The organism is Paenibacillus sp. An7, assembly GCF_009870785.1.
In the GTDB taxonomy this organism is placed as follows: Bacteria; Bacillota; Bacilli; order Paenibacillales; family Paenibacillaceae; genus Paenibacillus.
Map to the genome: position 1 here is coordinate 50741 of NZ_WTWX01000012.1, position 14383 is coordinate 65123.

Annotated in this window: 14 protein-coding genes; 13 read left to right on the top strand and 1 reads right to left on the bottom strand. The window is 42.7% G+C overall.

Features of this window, described 5'->3' with window-relative positions:
* Positions 1-195 precede the first annotated feature (195 nt).
* The 7 genes from GQY27_RS14350 to GQY27_RS14380 all read left to right on the top strand — a co-directional run bounded on the left by GQY27_RS14350 (position 196) and on the right by GQY27_RS14380 (position 8158).
* Positions 196-807 (top strand): hypothetical protein, encoded by a 612-nt coding sequence (locus tag GQY27_RS14350; RefSeq protein ID WP_160035563.1) that lies wholly within the window; start codon positions 196-198, stop codon positions 805-807.
* A 246-nt stretch (positions 808-1053) separates the two neighbouring features.
* Complete coding sequence (locus GQY27_RS14355) at positions 1054-2535, top strand: M23 family metallopeptidase (RefSeq protein WP_160035565.1); 1482 nt, start codon at positions 1054-1056, stop codon at positions 2533-2535.
* Positions 2536-2705: 170 nt separating this feature from the next.
* Complete coding sequence (gene vicR, locus GQY27_RS14360; RefSeq protein WP_160035567.1) at positions 2706-3431, top strand: cell wall metabolism response regulator VicR; 726 nt, start codon at positions 2706-2708, stop codon at positions 3429-3431.
* Positions 3432-5258, top strand: coding sequence for a cell wall metabolism sensor histidine kinase WalK (walK, locus tag GQY27_RS14365; RefSeq protein WP_160035569.1), 1827 nt, complete (start codon positions 3432-3434; stop codon positions 5256-5258).
* Entirely contained in the window at positions 5255-6538 is a 1284-nt protein-coding gene (locus GQY27_RS14370) for a YycH family regulatory protein (RefSeq protein ID WP_160035571.1), read from the top strand. Before walK ends, GQY27_RS14370 begins: the two co-directional genes overlap by 4 nt.
* A 60-nt stretch (positions 6539-6598) precedes the next feature.
* Positions 6599-7345, top strand: coding sequence for a two-component system regulatory protein YycI (gene yycI / locus GQY27_RS14375; protein ID WP_160035573.1), 747 nt, complete (start codon positions 6599-6601; stop codon positions 7343-7345).
* A gap of 6 nt (positions 7346-7351) precedes the next feature.
* Positions 7352-8158 carry an MBL fold metallo-hydrolase gene (locus GQY27_RS14380; RefSeq protein WP_160035575.1) on the top strand — a complete coding sequence of 269 codons (807 nt, stop codon included), beginning with the start codon at positions 7352-7354 and terminating at the stop codon, positions 8156-8158.
* On the opposite strand, the gene GQY27_RS14385 is transcribed toward GQY27_RS14380, so the two are convergent.
* The gene (locus tag GQY27_RS14385; RefSeq protein ID WP_160035577.1) at positions 8127-8333 is read right to left on the bottom strand and encodes a hypothetical protein; all 207 of its coding nucleotides are present in this window, start codon (positions 8331-8333) and stop codon (positions 8127-8129) included. The genes GQY27_RS14380 and GQY27_RS14385 overlap by 32 nt on opposite strands.
* A 466-nt stretch (positions 8334-8799) precedes the next feature.
* Between GQY27_RS14385 and GQY27_RS14390 the strand changes: the two genes are divergently transcribed.
* The 6 genes from GQY27_RS14390 to GQY27_RS14415 all read left to right on the top strand — a co-directional run bounded on the left by GQY27_RS14390 (position 8800) and on the right by GQY27_RS14415 (position 14341).
* Positions 8800-10047 (top strand): S1C family serine protease, encoded by a 1248-nt coding sequence (locus GQY27_RS14390; protein WP_160035579.1) that lies wholly within the window; start codon positions 8800-8802, stop codon positions 10045-10047.
* 301 nt (positions 10048-10348) lie between these two features.
* The gene (locus tag GQY27_RS14395) at positions 10349-10516 is read left to right on the top strand and encodes a CxxH/CxxC protein (RefSeq protein WP_160035581.1); all 168 of its coding nucleotides are present in this window, start codon (positions 10349-10351) and stop codon (positions 10514-10516) included.
* Between the two features lie 199 nt (positions 10517-10715).
* Complete coding sequence (rlmH, locus tag GQY27_RS14400) at positions 10716-11195, top strand: 23S rRNA (pseudouridine(1915)-N(3))-methyltransferase RlmH (RefSeq protein WP_160035583.1); 480 nt, start codon at positions 10716-10718, stop codon at positions 11193-11195.
* A gap of 46 nt (positions 11196-11241) precedes the next feature.
* On the top strand, positions 11242-12150 hold the full coding sequence (locus GQY27_RS14405; protein ID WP_160035585.1) for a hypothetical protein: 909 nt from the start codon (positions 11242-11244) through the stop codon (positions 12148-12150).
* 64 nt (positions 12151-12214) lie between these two features.
* Positions 12215-12832 carry an NAD(P)-dependent oxidoreductase gene (locus GQY27_RS14410; protein ID WP_160035587.1) on the top strand — a complete coding sequence of 206 codons (618 nt, stop codon included), beginning with the start codon at positions 12215-12217 and terminating at the stop codon, positions 12830-12832.
* A gap of 411 nt (positions 12833-13243) precedes the next feature.
* Positions 13244-14341 (top strand): hypothetical protein, encoded by a 1098-nt coding sequence (locus GQY27_RS14415; RefSeq protein WP_160035589.1) that lies wholly within the window; start codon positions 13244-13246, stop codon positions 14339-14341.
* Positions 14342-14383 lie beyond the last annotated feature (42 nt).

The window sequence follows — 14383 nt, forward strand, 5'->3', positions numbered from 1 at the left end:
GAGCTTTTTTCGTTAAAAAGCAGGATTATTTTTTATTTCTAGTAAAAGAATTAATTTCATAAAAATTGAGGTAGGAAATAAGGATAGAATAGAGCCTCATGCGTCAATACTGATTTTATACACTTCTATAATTCCTACTTCTCTAAAGAGGGGCAGGGCGGAGAGTGATTTAATCAGTAGGAGGCATATAAAATCATGAGATGGCTGAAATGGTGCGGAAAAATAGTAATAACGGTCATGCTGGTAAGTACACTTACATTGCTGACAACAGGTCTTATTGTGCAATCTTATGTAGAGTCTCTGCTATCTAGTTTTAATATTGCATGGGAGGGACAGCCGACAGGCCTAACTTCTATTTTTCAAGGTGCGTTAGGAATGAACTCTAGCAATACGAATGAAAATACGAGTGAAAAAAGTACAGAGGAACAGAAAAAGACACCGGATCGTGCAGCGAATAAGCAGAGCAGTAACTCACCTGAAAGTTCGAGTGGCGGCAAGGATTCAGCCCCTGATTTAGCGGAAGTTCCTGATGAAGGTACTGACAATCCAGAAGAAACAAAGGATCCTGTGGTTATGTCACCCGATGATGTGGCTAAATATAAGGACACCATTCCGAATGAAGAGAAGACCGAAGTTTTTGATTTATTGATGAATAAAATACCAACGGATGAGATGCAGCTCATAGCAAGCAACATGGAAAATGGAATTACAGAACAAGAACTGCAAGATATGGAGCAGGTAATAGCGAAGTACCTAACGGAAGAAGAGTATAAGCAGCTTATGGCCATATTGACACCAGAACAATAGAGGAAAGTTCAGGAAACCCGCGCTTGTCGCGGGTTTTTTGGCATGTTTTCCCGTGTTGCTAGAGAAGGAAAACCTATGATAGAGTATACAAGTGGACAAAAGGTTAAAATTTTGACACTTTTACACAAATATGAAGTTTAGCTATGAAATTGAATGAAATGACTCATAAGTATGTCATTAATAACAAATAATACACCGGTGACAATAACAATATACCTAAGGCGTGTAACCATAAAGGAGAGAATCATGAGCAGTTCGAAAGACAACACGAATACATCGGTTTCCCTAACTAAAAAGCTTTTTATGAAACCGCGCAAATGGTTTTTGCTTACTGCAGCAGGTTTCTTTATGATGCTATCTGTAGGATTTGCCGGTCATCAGTTACTCACGACTCCATATTACAACGTATATGTGAAGGATGAGTTGATTGGTACCTTATCCAGTGAAGAAGAGCTGCTCTCGCTATACGACCAGAAGAAACAGGAATATGAGAAGAAATACCCGGATGTTACTATGAAGCTGAATACAGAGGCGATCTCGCTCAAGAAGATCCGTACGAGTAAACCGGTAAGCATCACTACTGAAGAAACGCTAGCTAAGCTGGATGGAATGATTACGGCTTATGCGGAAGGCGCTGAACTTAAAGTAGGAGACAAAGTGATTGCAATTGTAAAAGATCAAGAAACAGCAGATCAGATTCTGGAGCGCGTAAAAGAGATGTATATTCCGGCCGAGGCAAAGGCTGATTCTTCAGATGTTGGGTTAAAAGTGAGATCGGTCGCTGCTTTTACTTCATCAGAAGAAGATACGGCGGAGGCCAAAGAAGAACAGGTTACTCTCGCTTCTATACAGCTTAAGGAAGAAGTAGCAGTAAGAGAAGTGGCAGCTGACCCAAATAAAGTGTTAACAGACGAGGAAGCGATAAAGCTTCTAACCGAAGGAATGGAAGAAGAGTTTCCTTATCAGGTTAAAGAAGGAGACACCTTATCCTCTATAGCTAAGGCTCATCAAATGAAACTAGCTGAAATTCGTTCCCTCAATCCAGACATTAGAAATGACTTCATTAAGGTCGGACAGCAGATTACTGTTCTTGCACTGAAACCAGCACTTACGGTAACAACGGTAGAACATGTGGTTGAAGAAGTCATTACTGAGCCGCAGGTAGAAGTTCGTAAAAGCGACGAGCTTAAATCAGGAGTAACCAAAGTGGTTCGTGAAGGGAAAACAGGACGAAAACAAATGAGCTATCGGATTACCAAAGAGAACGGTGAAGTCGTTAAGGAAGAATGGCTTGGACAAGAAGTATTGGAAGCTTCGGTAACTGAGATTGTAATACAGGGTACGAAAGTAACCGGGGAAGGCAGCGGCGTGTTTACCTGGCCTGTATCGAATGCTGTGATCAGCAGTAGTTTTGGACAGCGATGGGGCAGACAGCACAAAGGAATTGACCTTGTCGGAGAACGTTCGATTAAAGCATCAGACGAAGGAGTCGTTACTTTTGCCGGGCAGCAAAGCGGGTATGGCAACGTCATTATTATTAATCACCGTAATGGCTACGAAACCGTGTATGGACACTTAAACAGCATCGATGTGAAGGTAGGACAGATTGTTGAGAAAGGTGAAGCCATCGGTGTGATGGGTAATACCGGTCGCTCGACAGGCACACACCTTCATTTTGAGATTAAAAAAGACAGTGTTGCGCAGAATCCAATGAAATATCTGCCGTAAAATAGGAAAGCATGGTCTGTATAGAGACAGATCATGCTTTTTTGTGTGAGAAAGGAGACCTTTTCACCTAGTGAATCTGCCGGTTTAGGTGTGTTAAAATAGATCGTATTAAGCAGATAAATGAGACCGAGGTCTTTTTCACAAAATAAACGTTGGAGCGGAGCGATTGTATGCAAGGAAAGATTCTCGTAGTAGATGATGAACAACCAATCGCAGATATCCTTAAATTTAACCTGGAGAAAGAGGGATATCAGGTTACTTGTGCCTTTGACGGCATACAGGCCGTGGAACTTGCATTGTCTGAACAACCGGATCTAATTTTGCTGGATTTAATGCTCCCAGGTAAGGACGGAATGGATGTCTGCCGGGAGGTAAGAGCACAGCTTGAGACCCGTATTATTATGCTGACGGCTAAAGATTCGGAGATTGATAAGGTGTTAGGATTGGAACTTGGAGCGGACGATTATGTCACGAAACCATTTAGCACAAGAGAGCTGCTGGCCCGGGTAAAAGCGCAAATGCGCAGACAACAAAAACCACAGATTCAAGTGGATACTTCCTCTTCGGCAGAAGAACAGCAGGGGCTGAAATTACATGACCTTTATTTTGATACCGATATGTATACGGCATACAAAGGCGGAGCAACGCTTGATCTGACCCACCGCGAATATGAACTGCTCTATTATATGGCCAAGAATGCAGGCAAAGTGATGACAAGAGAACATTTGCTGCAGGCAGTATGGGGGTTTGAATATTTTGGTGATGTGCGGACGGTGGATGTGACGATTCGGCGTCTGAGAGAGAAGATTGAAGAAAATCCAAGCAAACCGGAAACAATTGTGACACGCAGAGGACTTGGTTATTTGATTCGAGGTTCCAAGAGCGGAGTTTTGTAGATGAAGTGGACTTCTTTTTTTCGTACTGTCCAAGCCAAACTGATTATTGTATATGTACTTCTCATTCTGGTAGCAATGCAGCTGATTGGTGTCTACTTTGTTAGTGCGATGAAAACGTCGCTGACCAGCAACTTTACAGAAGACTTACACGCACGTGCTGAAATGCTGTCTGTACTTGTAGCGGAAACCCTTGTAACCGGAGACGGTGATGCTGGTGAAGAACGAACCGAGAGTCTAGGGACACTGGTAAATAATCTTTTTAATATTAGCGGTGCAGAGATTCAGGTGCTTGATGCAAGCGGTCGTGTGCTGACAACAACCCTTAGCTCGCACAACAATTACATAGGCCGTAAAAACACACAAACCGTGGTTAGTCGTGCACTGCAAGGAATTCGAGATAATGAAGAAAATGTGATAGATGAAGATAATGTACGTAAAAAAGTAGTAGCCAAGCCGGTCTCCTCCGGAGGGAAAATCGTCGGTGCTGTCTATATTGCGGCATCGATGAACGAATTATACACAACAATGGAGCGGATCAATAATATTTTTATATCCGGAGTTATGATCGCGCTTGGTCTGACTGCTGTGCTCGGTGTCATTCTATCACATACCATTACAGCCCCGATTAAGGAACTAACACGAAAGGCAAATGCCGTTGCGGAAGGAGATTTTCGCACTAAAATGCCGGTGCATGGGACCGATGAGATCGGGCAGCTCAGCAAAGCTTTTAATTATATGACAAGCCGTTTACGAACGGCACTATCTGAGAATGAAGAGGAAAAAGAAAAGCTGTCCTCGATCCTTGCTAATATGAGTGATGGCGTCGTCGCTACGGACGAACTTGGACGTATTATTCTCGTGAATAAACGTGCCAGTCTCATGTTGGGTGCCGACGAATCTGCAATGACCGGAAGGCATTTTGCTGTCCTGCTCGGACTTGATGTGGAGGAAGCGGAGACGATGCTGAGCGGCATTACTGCTTCTACGCTTTTACAAATTCACCCCCAAGGTCAGGATGGATCACTCGTGATTCGGGTTACGTTTACCCCTGTTCATCGGCGAGGGCATGGCGGAACAGGTACTATTATCGTGCTACAGGATGTGACGGAACAGGAGGAGCTTGAGGCATCACGGCGTGAGTTTGTGGCTAATGTGTCCCATGAGCTGAGAACTCCGCTGACAACGATTAAAAGCTATGCAGAAGCACTCGATGATGGAGCAATTGAAGATCCTGAACTAGGAGGACGTTTTGTTGGGGTGATCCAAAATGAAACGGAGCGGATGATCAGACTGGTTACCGATCTCCTTCATCTGTCACGGCTTGACTCTAGTGAAGCCCCGCTTCGTAAGCAGCTTACTCCAATCATCGATGTACTGGAAGAGGTGGCTGATCGCTTCTCATTCCAGATGCAGCAGAAACACATGAGTATTGCGGTCATTGTAGAGCGGGGAGTTCCGGAAGTACCTATGGATCGGGATCAGATCGATCAGCTTCTCGATAATCTGGTATCTAATGCGCTCAAGTATTCGAATGAGGGAGGGAGTGTCACCTTGGCTGCTTCCCTTGTAGAAAAAGGGGTGGCCATATCGGTTGAGGATACCGGGATCGGCATTCCTAAAAAGGATATTGAACGCATCTTCGAAAGATTCTATCGTGTGGAAAAAGGAAGAGCTCGCAGTATGGGCGGTACGGGGCTTGGTTTGTCGATTGCCCGGGAAATCGTCAAAGCACATGGCGGCGACATTGAACTTGACTCTGAGTTTGGACAAGGAACAAGAGTTACGTTCATTCTGCCTCTTGTACAGGAAGAGAGGGGCTATTCATGAAGGAAGGTCTGAAAAGCACGGTATTAGTACTGCTGATCACAGCCAGTCTTGTTCAGAGTTATTTTCTTATTTACCGTCTGCCGGGAAGTTACTCCATAGTGAATAGTGAATCTAACTACATCAAGACCGAGAATATGGGTCAGGAACAGCGAGTAGAGAATCTATTATTTCCTGATCAGATGATCATTCATATGGGAAAGGATAAGCATACGATTTTTTATCCGGAATCCACCTTTTATCAGCTCATCTATTCACGGCTCCAAGGCCGGAATTTTGGTGATTTTGAGAGGCAGAGCGTAGATTCTGCAGATTGGGAGGAACTGAAGAAGAAGCATCGGGGCATGGAGCTATCGTTTGATGGGGGTATTCCTGTATCGCTGCTGCAGCGGGTTATGCAGCTTGATCCAGATCCTCTTTTTCAGGGAGAAACGATTCATAAGATATGGATCTATACTACCGATAAAGACCCCAAGGTACATGCTCTGTTCTTCAGCGCTCGGGGGGATGTTGTCTATGAGGCCTCAGATGTCGATTTAACGGTTCAGGATGTACTGCAGCATGTGGATTTCGGGACGGGCTGGACTCCTTATCAGCTAACTGAGGCCGGATACTATATTCCAGAGGAACCACTCGAAGTACTCCAGGTAGAGGTTCCAACAGGTCAGTATACGGTAGAACAAATGCAGCGCAGTCTATTCTTCGACCCGAGTATGACGCGAAATATTCAGGAGAAAGATGGATCGGAAATCTATACAGACAGCAAGCGAAGTTTGCAGGTGAAATATAACCAGCGCTGGATTAGTTATAATGACCCGGCAGCTGTGCTGACAAGTGAAGTAGACCGGACGAAAGACGTGCTTGCAGCGGTTGATTTTGTGAATCGATATGGCGGTTTTAACGGGACTTACCAGCTTACCATGAATACGGAGAATCAGAGTACGGAAATTAATTTATTTCCCTATTATGACAGCTATCAGATCCTAGATCTGCCGCAGTATGGATTTGAGCATATGTATCTTGATGTGCAGAAAGAGTCTGTTGCTACTTACGAACGTTCCCTGCTCTATTTAAGAGAGGGAGAAGAAGTCGATAAGCAGATGGTACAGCTTCCTTACGGGGAACAACTGGAACAGCAGATTGAAGAAGTCGCTGGAGATACAGATGTGGTTAGTGTATACCCCGCTTATCGTCCACTGCCGACAGAGGCAGGAATGAAACTCATCCCTGTGTGGACTGTTAAACTGAGTACAGGGGAAGTAAGGACGCTCGATACAAAGTAAAAAGTGGTTACCCCTTGGACTGGCCTCTGCAGGTGGTCTATAATGAAATGAGGTGAAAAGATGGACTTTGGCCGTGCCAAGAATGTATTAATATATGCTTTTCTGCTGCTGAACCTGGTTCTCGGTTATCAGTTGTGGGTGGATGCACGGGAATCGGCCGGCTCAAGTCTTGACTATGCTTCTCTTGGTGACAGTACACAGCGACTGATGGAAGAGAAGGGGATTCAGATTCTTGCGCCCATTCCAAGCGACACACCTGTTATGCCAAAGCTGACCTATCGATATCTTAATGGAGACAAGGCAGCAGGAATAGTACAGCTTGATCAGCCTATTGATAGTAAACTAGTGTTTACTGAAAAAGAAATGGCGGCTGCGCTGAAAAAGACAATTCCAGATATTAATCAGTATAAACTGGACCCGCTTGCGAATCTGGATGCTTCAGACCGATTTATTTTACATCCGCTTGCGGAGCAAAAATGGCCTCTTTTTCATGTGAATCTAGAATTATATTATTCAAATCAGAAAATAACAGCTTACCGGCAATCACCGATTGAGATGTCAACATTTGAAGAGGAACAACAAGTGCTTCCGGCTTCCAAGGCGCTTGGTACGCTGGTGGAGCTTTTTTTACCAAATGAAGCGGTCGTACAGGATATCACGCTTGGATATTATGGTGAGGAGTTTAACTCGGACAGCCAAGTGGCAGCCCCTGCGTGGAGATTTGTGCTCGAAGGTGGGCAGACCTATTATGTTCAGGGCATCAGCGGAGAGGTGATTAGTCCGAAGACAGAAAAACCGGAGGAGTAATGAGTTATGGGGATACGTTTTACCGTGTTGTCGAGTGGTTCGACAGGGAATGCGACAGTCGTTCGTAATGATGATACGGCTTTATTAATAGATGCAGGGCTCAGTGCGAAGCGAATCGATGAACTCATGCTAGAGCGGGACATGCTGGGTTCACAACTGGACGGAATTTTAGTTACACATGAACATTCAGACCATATTCGGGGTCTTGGTGCAGTAGCACGAAAATATAATTTGCCGATCTATGCGAACACAAACACATGGAAAGCAATGCAAAAATCGATTGGTAAAATCGCTGAGGAAAACATTCGGTTTTTGGAGAGCGGAGAGGTAACAGAGTTTAAATCACTTCGCGTGGAGTCATTTGGTATTTCACATGATGCAGCAGAGCCTGTAGGCTACTCTTTCTATGATGGTAAAGAGAAACTAAGTGTGGCAACCGATCTTGGCTATATGAGTGATAAAGTACGCGATGCGATCTCAGATGCAGATGTCATGGTACTAGAAGCCAATCATGATATTGATATGCTGCGAATGGGACGTTACCCATGGAATACCAAGAGACGGATTATGGGCGACCTTGGTCACCTATCGAATGAAGCAGCAGGTGCTGCCCTTAGCGAACTGATGAATGGAATTACAAAACGTGTATATTTGGCTCATCTGAGCCGTGATCATAATATGATGGAACTCGCCAAACTTACGGTACGAAATGCAATGGAAGAACGAGGATGCTTCTATAAGGATAGCGAATTCCAACTTTGTGAAACGTATTATGACCGGCCTACACCGTGGGATAAGGTGAGTTCTCCATAAAGCTGTCGAGATCGGCAGCTTTTTTTTCTACCTCTTCTCGGGTAAGGATGTTTTTTTCAATGAGCAACTCAATGATGGTGCTTAACGCAAGCGTGTTGCGGTAATGTTCTTCTTTGAGATCTGCTAATTTGGCGACAAGACCTACCTCTTCCATAGCTGTGTATACACGATTCATAGTGATACCTCCTTCTAATTTGAGTAGCCAATTATATGAAACTTTCAGCCAGTCTAGTAAGCTCTTAATTGTATTGTAGTCAGACAGGGGCAAAAACATTCCTGTTTTTTCTTGTTTCTTGAGAAGGAAGGGTCATGCTATGCTAAGGAAGCTTTTTTAGGATTTTAGCTTGGTATAAAAATGGGAATAAAGACCTTGTTATTTCGGTTGGTTCGGATAAAAAATGAGGTCTATAATCCATTTACGTTGCCGCGCTTAAAGCGGTAAAATGATGGTGATATATGTTATAGAGAATGATTACTTCCCCTTTTTTTCGAAACTTTTTCGTTTTAGATGGGTTAACTATAGTAGAGAAGATATGAAACTTGTAGCAATTTATAAATCATTATTCATGTGAACAGAGAAATAAGCACGTATTAAGGCAGTTAACGGTCTTGATGCAAGTGATACGAGGGGAGAGAATCCAATGGGATTGTTTGACGACGAGTTTTATTCCACCAAAGTATCAAAACGGACCGGAAATCTTCCAAATCGAATTAGAGTCAGCCGCAAAAGATGGTGGCCGAAGACAGTAAAGAATACGGAATCTTCCACTTTTTCAACGATTCAGGTTGCTGTAATCAGCTCGGTGATTAGTGCCATTGTATCTGTGACTTTATTTGCGTGGATTGTATATCCAGGGAATACACAAATGGCTTTTGCTGGACAAAGTTCTTATGCAAGCGGAGGGACTGACTCTTATGAGACACAAATTATGCAAGCGGGAGATAAGGTGCGTCCAGCTGTAGTAAGTATTGTGAGCCATAAAGACGTTGAGGGTTCTAAAATTTCGGATTCGGCTTTAGGGTCGGGCGTTATTTTTAAAATTGAAGGTAAAAAAGCATATATCATGACCAATCATCATGTTGTCGATCGTGGAGAGAACCTAGAAGCTGTAACCGTAGATGGGGTATCCAAAGAAGCAGAACTGATCGGTAAAGACCGAATCAGTGATATTGCTGTGCTGTCCATTGATAGCAGCGGGATTAATACAGCAGTGGAGCTCGGAGATTCTACCAAACTGCGCCGAGGTCAGACTGTACTTGCCATTGGGAACCCATTAGGACTTGGCGGTACGATGACAAGAGGGATTGTAAGCTACATTGATCGTCAGATCCCGGTCTCGATTAATCAGGACGGAATATATGACTGGGAACAGTCGGTCATTCAGACGGATGCTGCTATTAATGAAGGAAACAGCGGCGGTGCCTTGGTTGATTTAGAGGGCAATTTGGTTGGGATCAACACGATGAAGATTGCAGATACGGGCGTGGAAGGGCTAGGGTTTGCGATTCCAACGCATGATGTGATGACGATTGTCGATGATCTGATGGGGGATGGAAAAGTCTCTCGTCCTTATCTTGGTGTATACACCGTAGATCTAGCCAGTCCTTATGCTCCGCTTGATAAAGAACAGCGGGAAGAGATGAAGCTGCCTGACTCCGTTGAAGAGGGCGTGATCGTGCTTGAATCATCCGGTCCAGCGGACGAAGCGGGGCTTAAGATGAATGACGTCATTGTGGAGTTCGATGGAAAGAAAATTAAATCAACGCTCGATCTGCGTAAGCACCTGTATGAGAAGAAGAAAATTGGCGAGGAACTCAAAATAAAGTTTTATCGTGATGGGGAGCTGACGGAAGTTTCCGCTAAGCTTACAGATAAACCAGATGAATAGCATCAGAGCGAAAACGGTTTTCCCCGGGCAGGTGGAAGCCGTTTTTATTTTTTGCTCTTTATTTTCTGAGCATGCATGGCAGGTTACTCAATCTGGGAAGGCTACACACAGGCAGAAGCAAAGGTCACGATGAAAAGTCCTATTCTACCCCATTGTAGGGGAGAAAAAGGATAAAGGGTTTCTTTTCAAGCGCAGGTGTGGTAGAACAAGAGAAGGAGCATGTCCATATGTGAGGGCGTTTGCCTTGAAGCATAAGGACACAGCCGTAAGAAGGGTAAAGACAGAAAGGATGCTTGAGTGAATGTACACCGTATGTAAAGATCATGTGGAGCATGCCATTGACCAGTTTGTTGATGAATTCGAGGATGCACCCGATATTGTAGATTTGAAAGAAACCGAATTCTCCGACTGGGACCCGCCGGTAAAGTGCTCAGAATGTGATAACAACGCGGAGTTCCTAGTGGTCTAAGAGGTTCATGCTTCGCACGGATATAGTCGAATAGTAAACATGGGGAGAGCGTGAAGTTTGCGCTCTTTTTGCTTGTATATATAACGTAGATGGTAATTTGTAATTGGATTAAGAAGATGAGCGGAGCATAAAGAGGAAAGCAGCAGGCATTGTCCGTACATAGCGGTAAAAGCCGTTTTATATAGGAGGTAGGAATAAGATGTTTATTCAAATTATTAGTGTAGGAAAATTAAAAGAGAAATATTTAGTACAGGGCATTCAGGAGTATGCAAAACGTCTTGCGCCTTATATCAAGTTTCAGGTGATTGAAGTACCGGACGAAAAAGCTCCTGAGAACATGAGTGATGCCGAGATTCAGAATGTGAAGGACCGTGAGGGGGAGAAGATCCTTGGTCATATTAAAGGTGATGCCCATGTGATTGCGTTAGCACTGGATGGTCAGCTGTGGAGTTCGGAAGATCTAGCTGCCGAGATTGATAAGCTTGCTACTTATGGAACAAGCCATATTGTCTTTGTAATTGGCGGCAGCAATGGGTTATCGAATACAGTACTTCGGCGTGCACAGCAGCGTCTGAGCTTTGGGCGAATGACTTTGCCGCATCAGCTGATGCGTCTCGTGCTCGTGGAGCAGATTTACCGTGCGGTGAAGATTAACCGGGGGGAGCCGTATCATAAATAGGGATAAATCTAATAATAAACAATAATAAAAAGAGGTAGATTCAACAATGAACAAAACGTTAAATGATATCGAATTAGCTTTTTTTAAGCAATTTTCGAATTCAGATTGGGTTGTAGTTAAACATGTACCAAATCAGTTGCATAATAATGAAGCAATCAATGTAAAACCAAAAAACGGGGAAAATAATGGAGTTATTTTTAGTATTAACTCCATTACTTCTACGTTCGACTTTTTAGTGGATAGTGAACATGTGTTAGAAATAGCTTATAACTATCTTGGAAGTACCAATTTAACACCCTCAATTGCAAATGTAATTGCAGAAACGTTAAAAAAAATAGCAATACAAAACAGCATTTATACTATATACATAAAATATGAATTTTCCATTCCTAATCAAGCGGGTTTTGATTACAAAAATCGCTCATTTTATTGGGTAGGAGATCGGACGAAAATTAAAAATTCAGTTCTACGTCAGTCGATTCAAGAGGATTGCATGATTAACGTAGAGATGGCAAAGCAACATACATATATCGACTATTTTTCACGCATCGTCAAGCAGTATATGACTATTATGAATACTACATTGCTTGGTAAAACGAAGTTGCGGTTTAGCGGCTATAACGGGGAATTTTTCGAAATGGTTTATCATGATGTGACTATGAATGCATATGACCGAGGTATTTATTTAACGTTTGATTATAAAGAAGTGGATGGGGAAGTAATGATGAAGCAAGTTTTGAAAGAGCTTCCACCATTTGCGAAAATGAAAGGGTACAACTACTATAAGGAGGAGAGGTTTGGTTATACGATAGGTAGTAACGTGAAATTAAACGAGATTGAGCAGAGGATGTTACGTATTTATCAATGTTTAGGTTTCGAGTTACAACTACAACATTCATACCGCTATAGTGAAGATGACCGTTCATGGTATTTGGTTTCGAAGCAGCTGTATTAATTTATTATTAATAGGATATTACCAATAAGTATAAAAAATCGATCGGAAAGAAAGGTGAGGAGCTATGAAAATTATTGTTTTTGGAGCAACGGGCGGTGTAGGTCAGTCTGTCGTGAAGCAGGCAGTAGAGAATGGTTTTGAGGTAACCGCATTTGTACGGACACCAACAAAGCTGGAAGTTACACACGATAATTTAAAAATTATAAAAGGAGATGCTTTCAACCAAGCAGAAGTCGTAGCAGCAATTGTTGGTCATGATGCGGTCGTGTCATGCTTAGGCTCTAATCAAGGAATGAAAAAATCAACCGATCTCCAGGAGATGACGAAAAATATTGTTGCTGGCATGCAGGAGCATGATGTCAAACGAATCGTCTATACCGCATCTGCTGGGATACATAACGAGCTACCAGGGATCAGCGGAAAACTGATCATGAGAATGCTTAAGAATACTCTAGTAGATCACAGGGCTGCTACGGATGATATTGTGGCACATGGACTGAACTACACCATTGTTAGACCTTTGGGCTTAACTAATCGTCCCCTTTCAGGGAAGTACAGAGAATCTACGACAAGTGTACCCAAAAACGCAAGGTCCATACCGCGTGCTGACGTTGCACATTTTATTCTGAAAGCATTAAATAATGCAGAATATGAAAACACATCGATTGGAATTTCTACTTAGAAGTAACAAAACAACAAACTCTACTGACGTCGAGGAGTACCGGAAGATCCGTACGGCTCAGGATAAAAGGTCCTGCTGGGACACCCAGAGCTGACTGCAGATGCTGATTGCCATCGCAAGTCGGTTACGCCGCGGTGAACCGCATCTAAGTAAACCAAAAATTTATTCTGTATAAATGCGTGTTGCAGTTAATATAATGGTCTAGTCGAACCCATTACCTGCAATTACAATAACCTGGACTGGATTTTGCTGTATTGTTGTCGAAATTATACTCGGCTTTCAGACAGATGGCAGATATGCATTAAAGTCAGGAAGTTACATATTTTTTACTAAAAAACCATATTTGTGATTCGACAATCAATAAGGGGTTTAAGAGTAACTTATTATACATAAGGAAGAGGAGAGAACAAATTGAGAAAACAAAGTAAACGTAGTACCGGCAAGGTACTGATTATTTTGCTGTTATCTGTTCTTTTTATTTCGGCCTGTAGTTCAAGTAACAACGGTAATAACACATCTGGTGGTGACAAAGAGGAGAAAACATTTACTTCTAAAGACGGGCAGGTCGAGTTAACTGTGAATAAGGGTTGGGTAGAGGACCCTGCTCTTAATGAACAGGCCATTTTGGCAGTTTCCGAAAGAAAAAACGAAAAGTATGCAATAGTAAATGCTCTTCTAAAGTCGAATATGGCGGACGATGCTACATTAGACGATTTCAAAGCTGTATTTATGAGTAATATAGACTTGTCTATAACTAATGCGGAGGAATCTAACAATAAAACAATAAATGTGGATTCTTCTGAAGCTCAGTTATTTGAGATTACCGGTGAGGCGCAGAAGGTGAAAGTGCATTATTTAGTGGCTTTAATAGAAAAGGGCGGCTCCTTTTATCAAATTATTACATGGTCTACACAATCTAAATTTGAAGCTAACAAAGAAGAGCTTTTACAGGCGATTGAATCATTTAAGGTATTAAAGGAAACACCAACAACTCCAGCGTCTACATCTACTTCGCCCCCCAAATCTACAGATCCTAACAACAAAGATGATAAGAATACAGGAGTGACCACAATGACGACTGATGACAAGAAGGCAGAGATTACGGTTCCTGCTTCTATGTCATACGAACTTGAGTTGTCTCCTGATGCTGACATTCAAGCCTCACGTATGCAGCAAGAGGAATATATGATAGTTCTCCGTGAGAGTAAGGATACTTTTGTCGATAACTTCACATTGACTGATTATTCTACAGCGGTTACTGACTCCATGTCACAAATATTATTGAATGCCACATTAACAGACCCCAAGGAAATGGAGGTCAATGGACAGCCAGCTGTACAATACGAGCTAAGTGGTGAAATTGACAAAATCAAAATTAGTTACCTGATCACACTTGTAGAAACCGACGGTAACTTTACTCAATTGTTATTCTGGACTCTTCAAAATCGGATGGATGAAAAACGCGACATGTTCATTAATGCTGCTAATACGTTTAGAGAGGTTCAATAATCTAACTAAGTAATTCATCGACATAAATGAGAACATATGGTA

What these genes read in the sequence shown, in the direction of transcription:
- walK (WP_160035569.1), top strand. Translation starts at nt 3,432, where the DNA reads ATGAAGTGGACTTCTTTTTTTCGTACTGTCCAAGCCAAACTGATTATT.
- rlmH (WP_160035583.1), top strand. Translation starts at nt 10,716, where the DNA reads ATGTTTATTCAAATTATTAGTGTAGGAAAATTAAAAGAGAAATATTTA.
- GQY27_RS14410 (WP_160035587.1), top strand. Translation starts at nt 12,215, where the DNA reads ATGAAAATTATTGTTTTTGGAGCAACGGGCGGTGTAGGTCAGTCTGTC.
- yycI (WP_160035573.1), top strand. Translation starts at nt 6,599, where the DNA reads ATGGACTTTGGCCGTGCCAAGAATGTATTAATATATGCTTTTCTGCTG.
- GQY27_RS14390 (WP_160035579.1), top strand. Translation starts at nt 8,800, where the DNA reads ATGGGATTGTTTGACGACGAGTTTTATTCCACCAAAGTATCAAAACGG.
- GQY27_RS14405 (WP_160035585.1), top strand. Translation starts at nt 11,242, where the DNA reads ATGAACAAAACGTTAAATGATATCGAATTAGCTTTTTTTAAGCAATTT.
- GQY27_RS14370 (WP_160035571.1), top strand. Translation starts at nt 5,255, where the DNA reads ATGAAGGAAGGTCTGAAAAGCACGGTATTAGTACTGCTGATCACAGCC.
- vicR (WP_160035567.1), top strand. Translation starts at nt 2,706, where the DNA reads ATGCAAGGAAAGATTCTCGTAGTAGATGATGAACAACCAATCGCAGAT.
- GQY27_RS14385 (WP_160035577.1), bottom strand. Translation starts at nt 8,333, where the DNA reads ATGAATCGTGTATACACAGCTATGGAAGAGGTAGGTCTTGTCGCCAAA.
- GQY27_RS14350 (WP_160035563.1), top strand. Translation starts at nt 196, where the DNA reads ATGAGATGGCTGAAATGGTGCGGAAAAATAGTAATAACGGTCATGCTG.
- GQY27_RS14380 (WP_160035575.1), top strand. Translation starts at nt 7,352, where the DNA reads ATGGGGATACGTTTTACCGTGTTGTCGAGTGGTTCGACAGGGAATGCG.
- GQY27_RS14395 (WP_160035581.1), top strand. Translation starts at nt 10,349, where the DNA reads ATGTACACCGTATGTAAAGATCATGTGGAGCATGCCATTGACCAGTTT.
- GQY27_RS14355 (WP_160035565.1), top strand. Translation starts at nt 1,054, where the DNA reads ATGAGCAGTTCGAAAGACAACACGAATACATCGGTTTCCCTAACTAAA.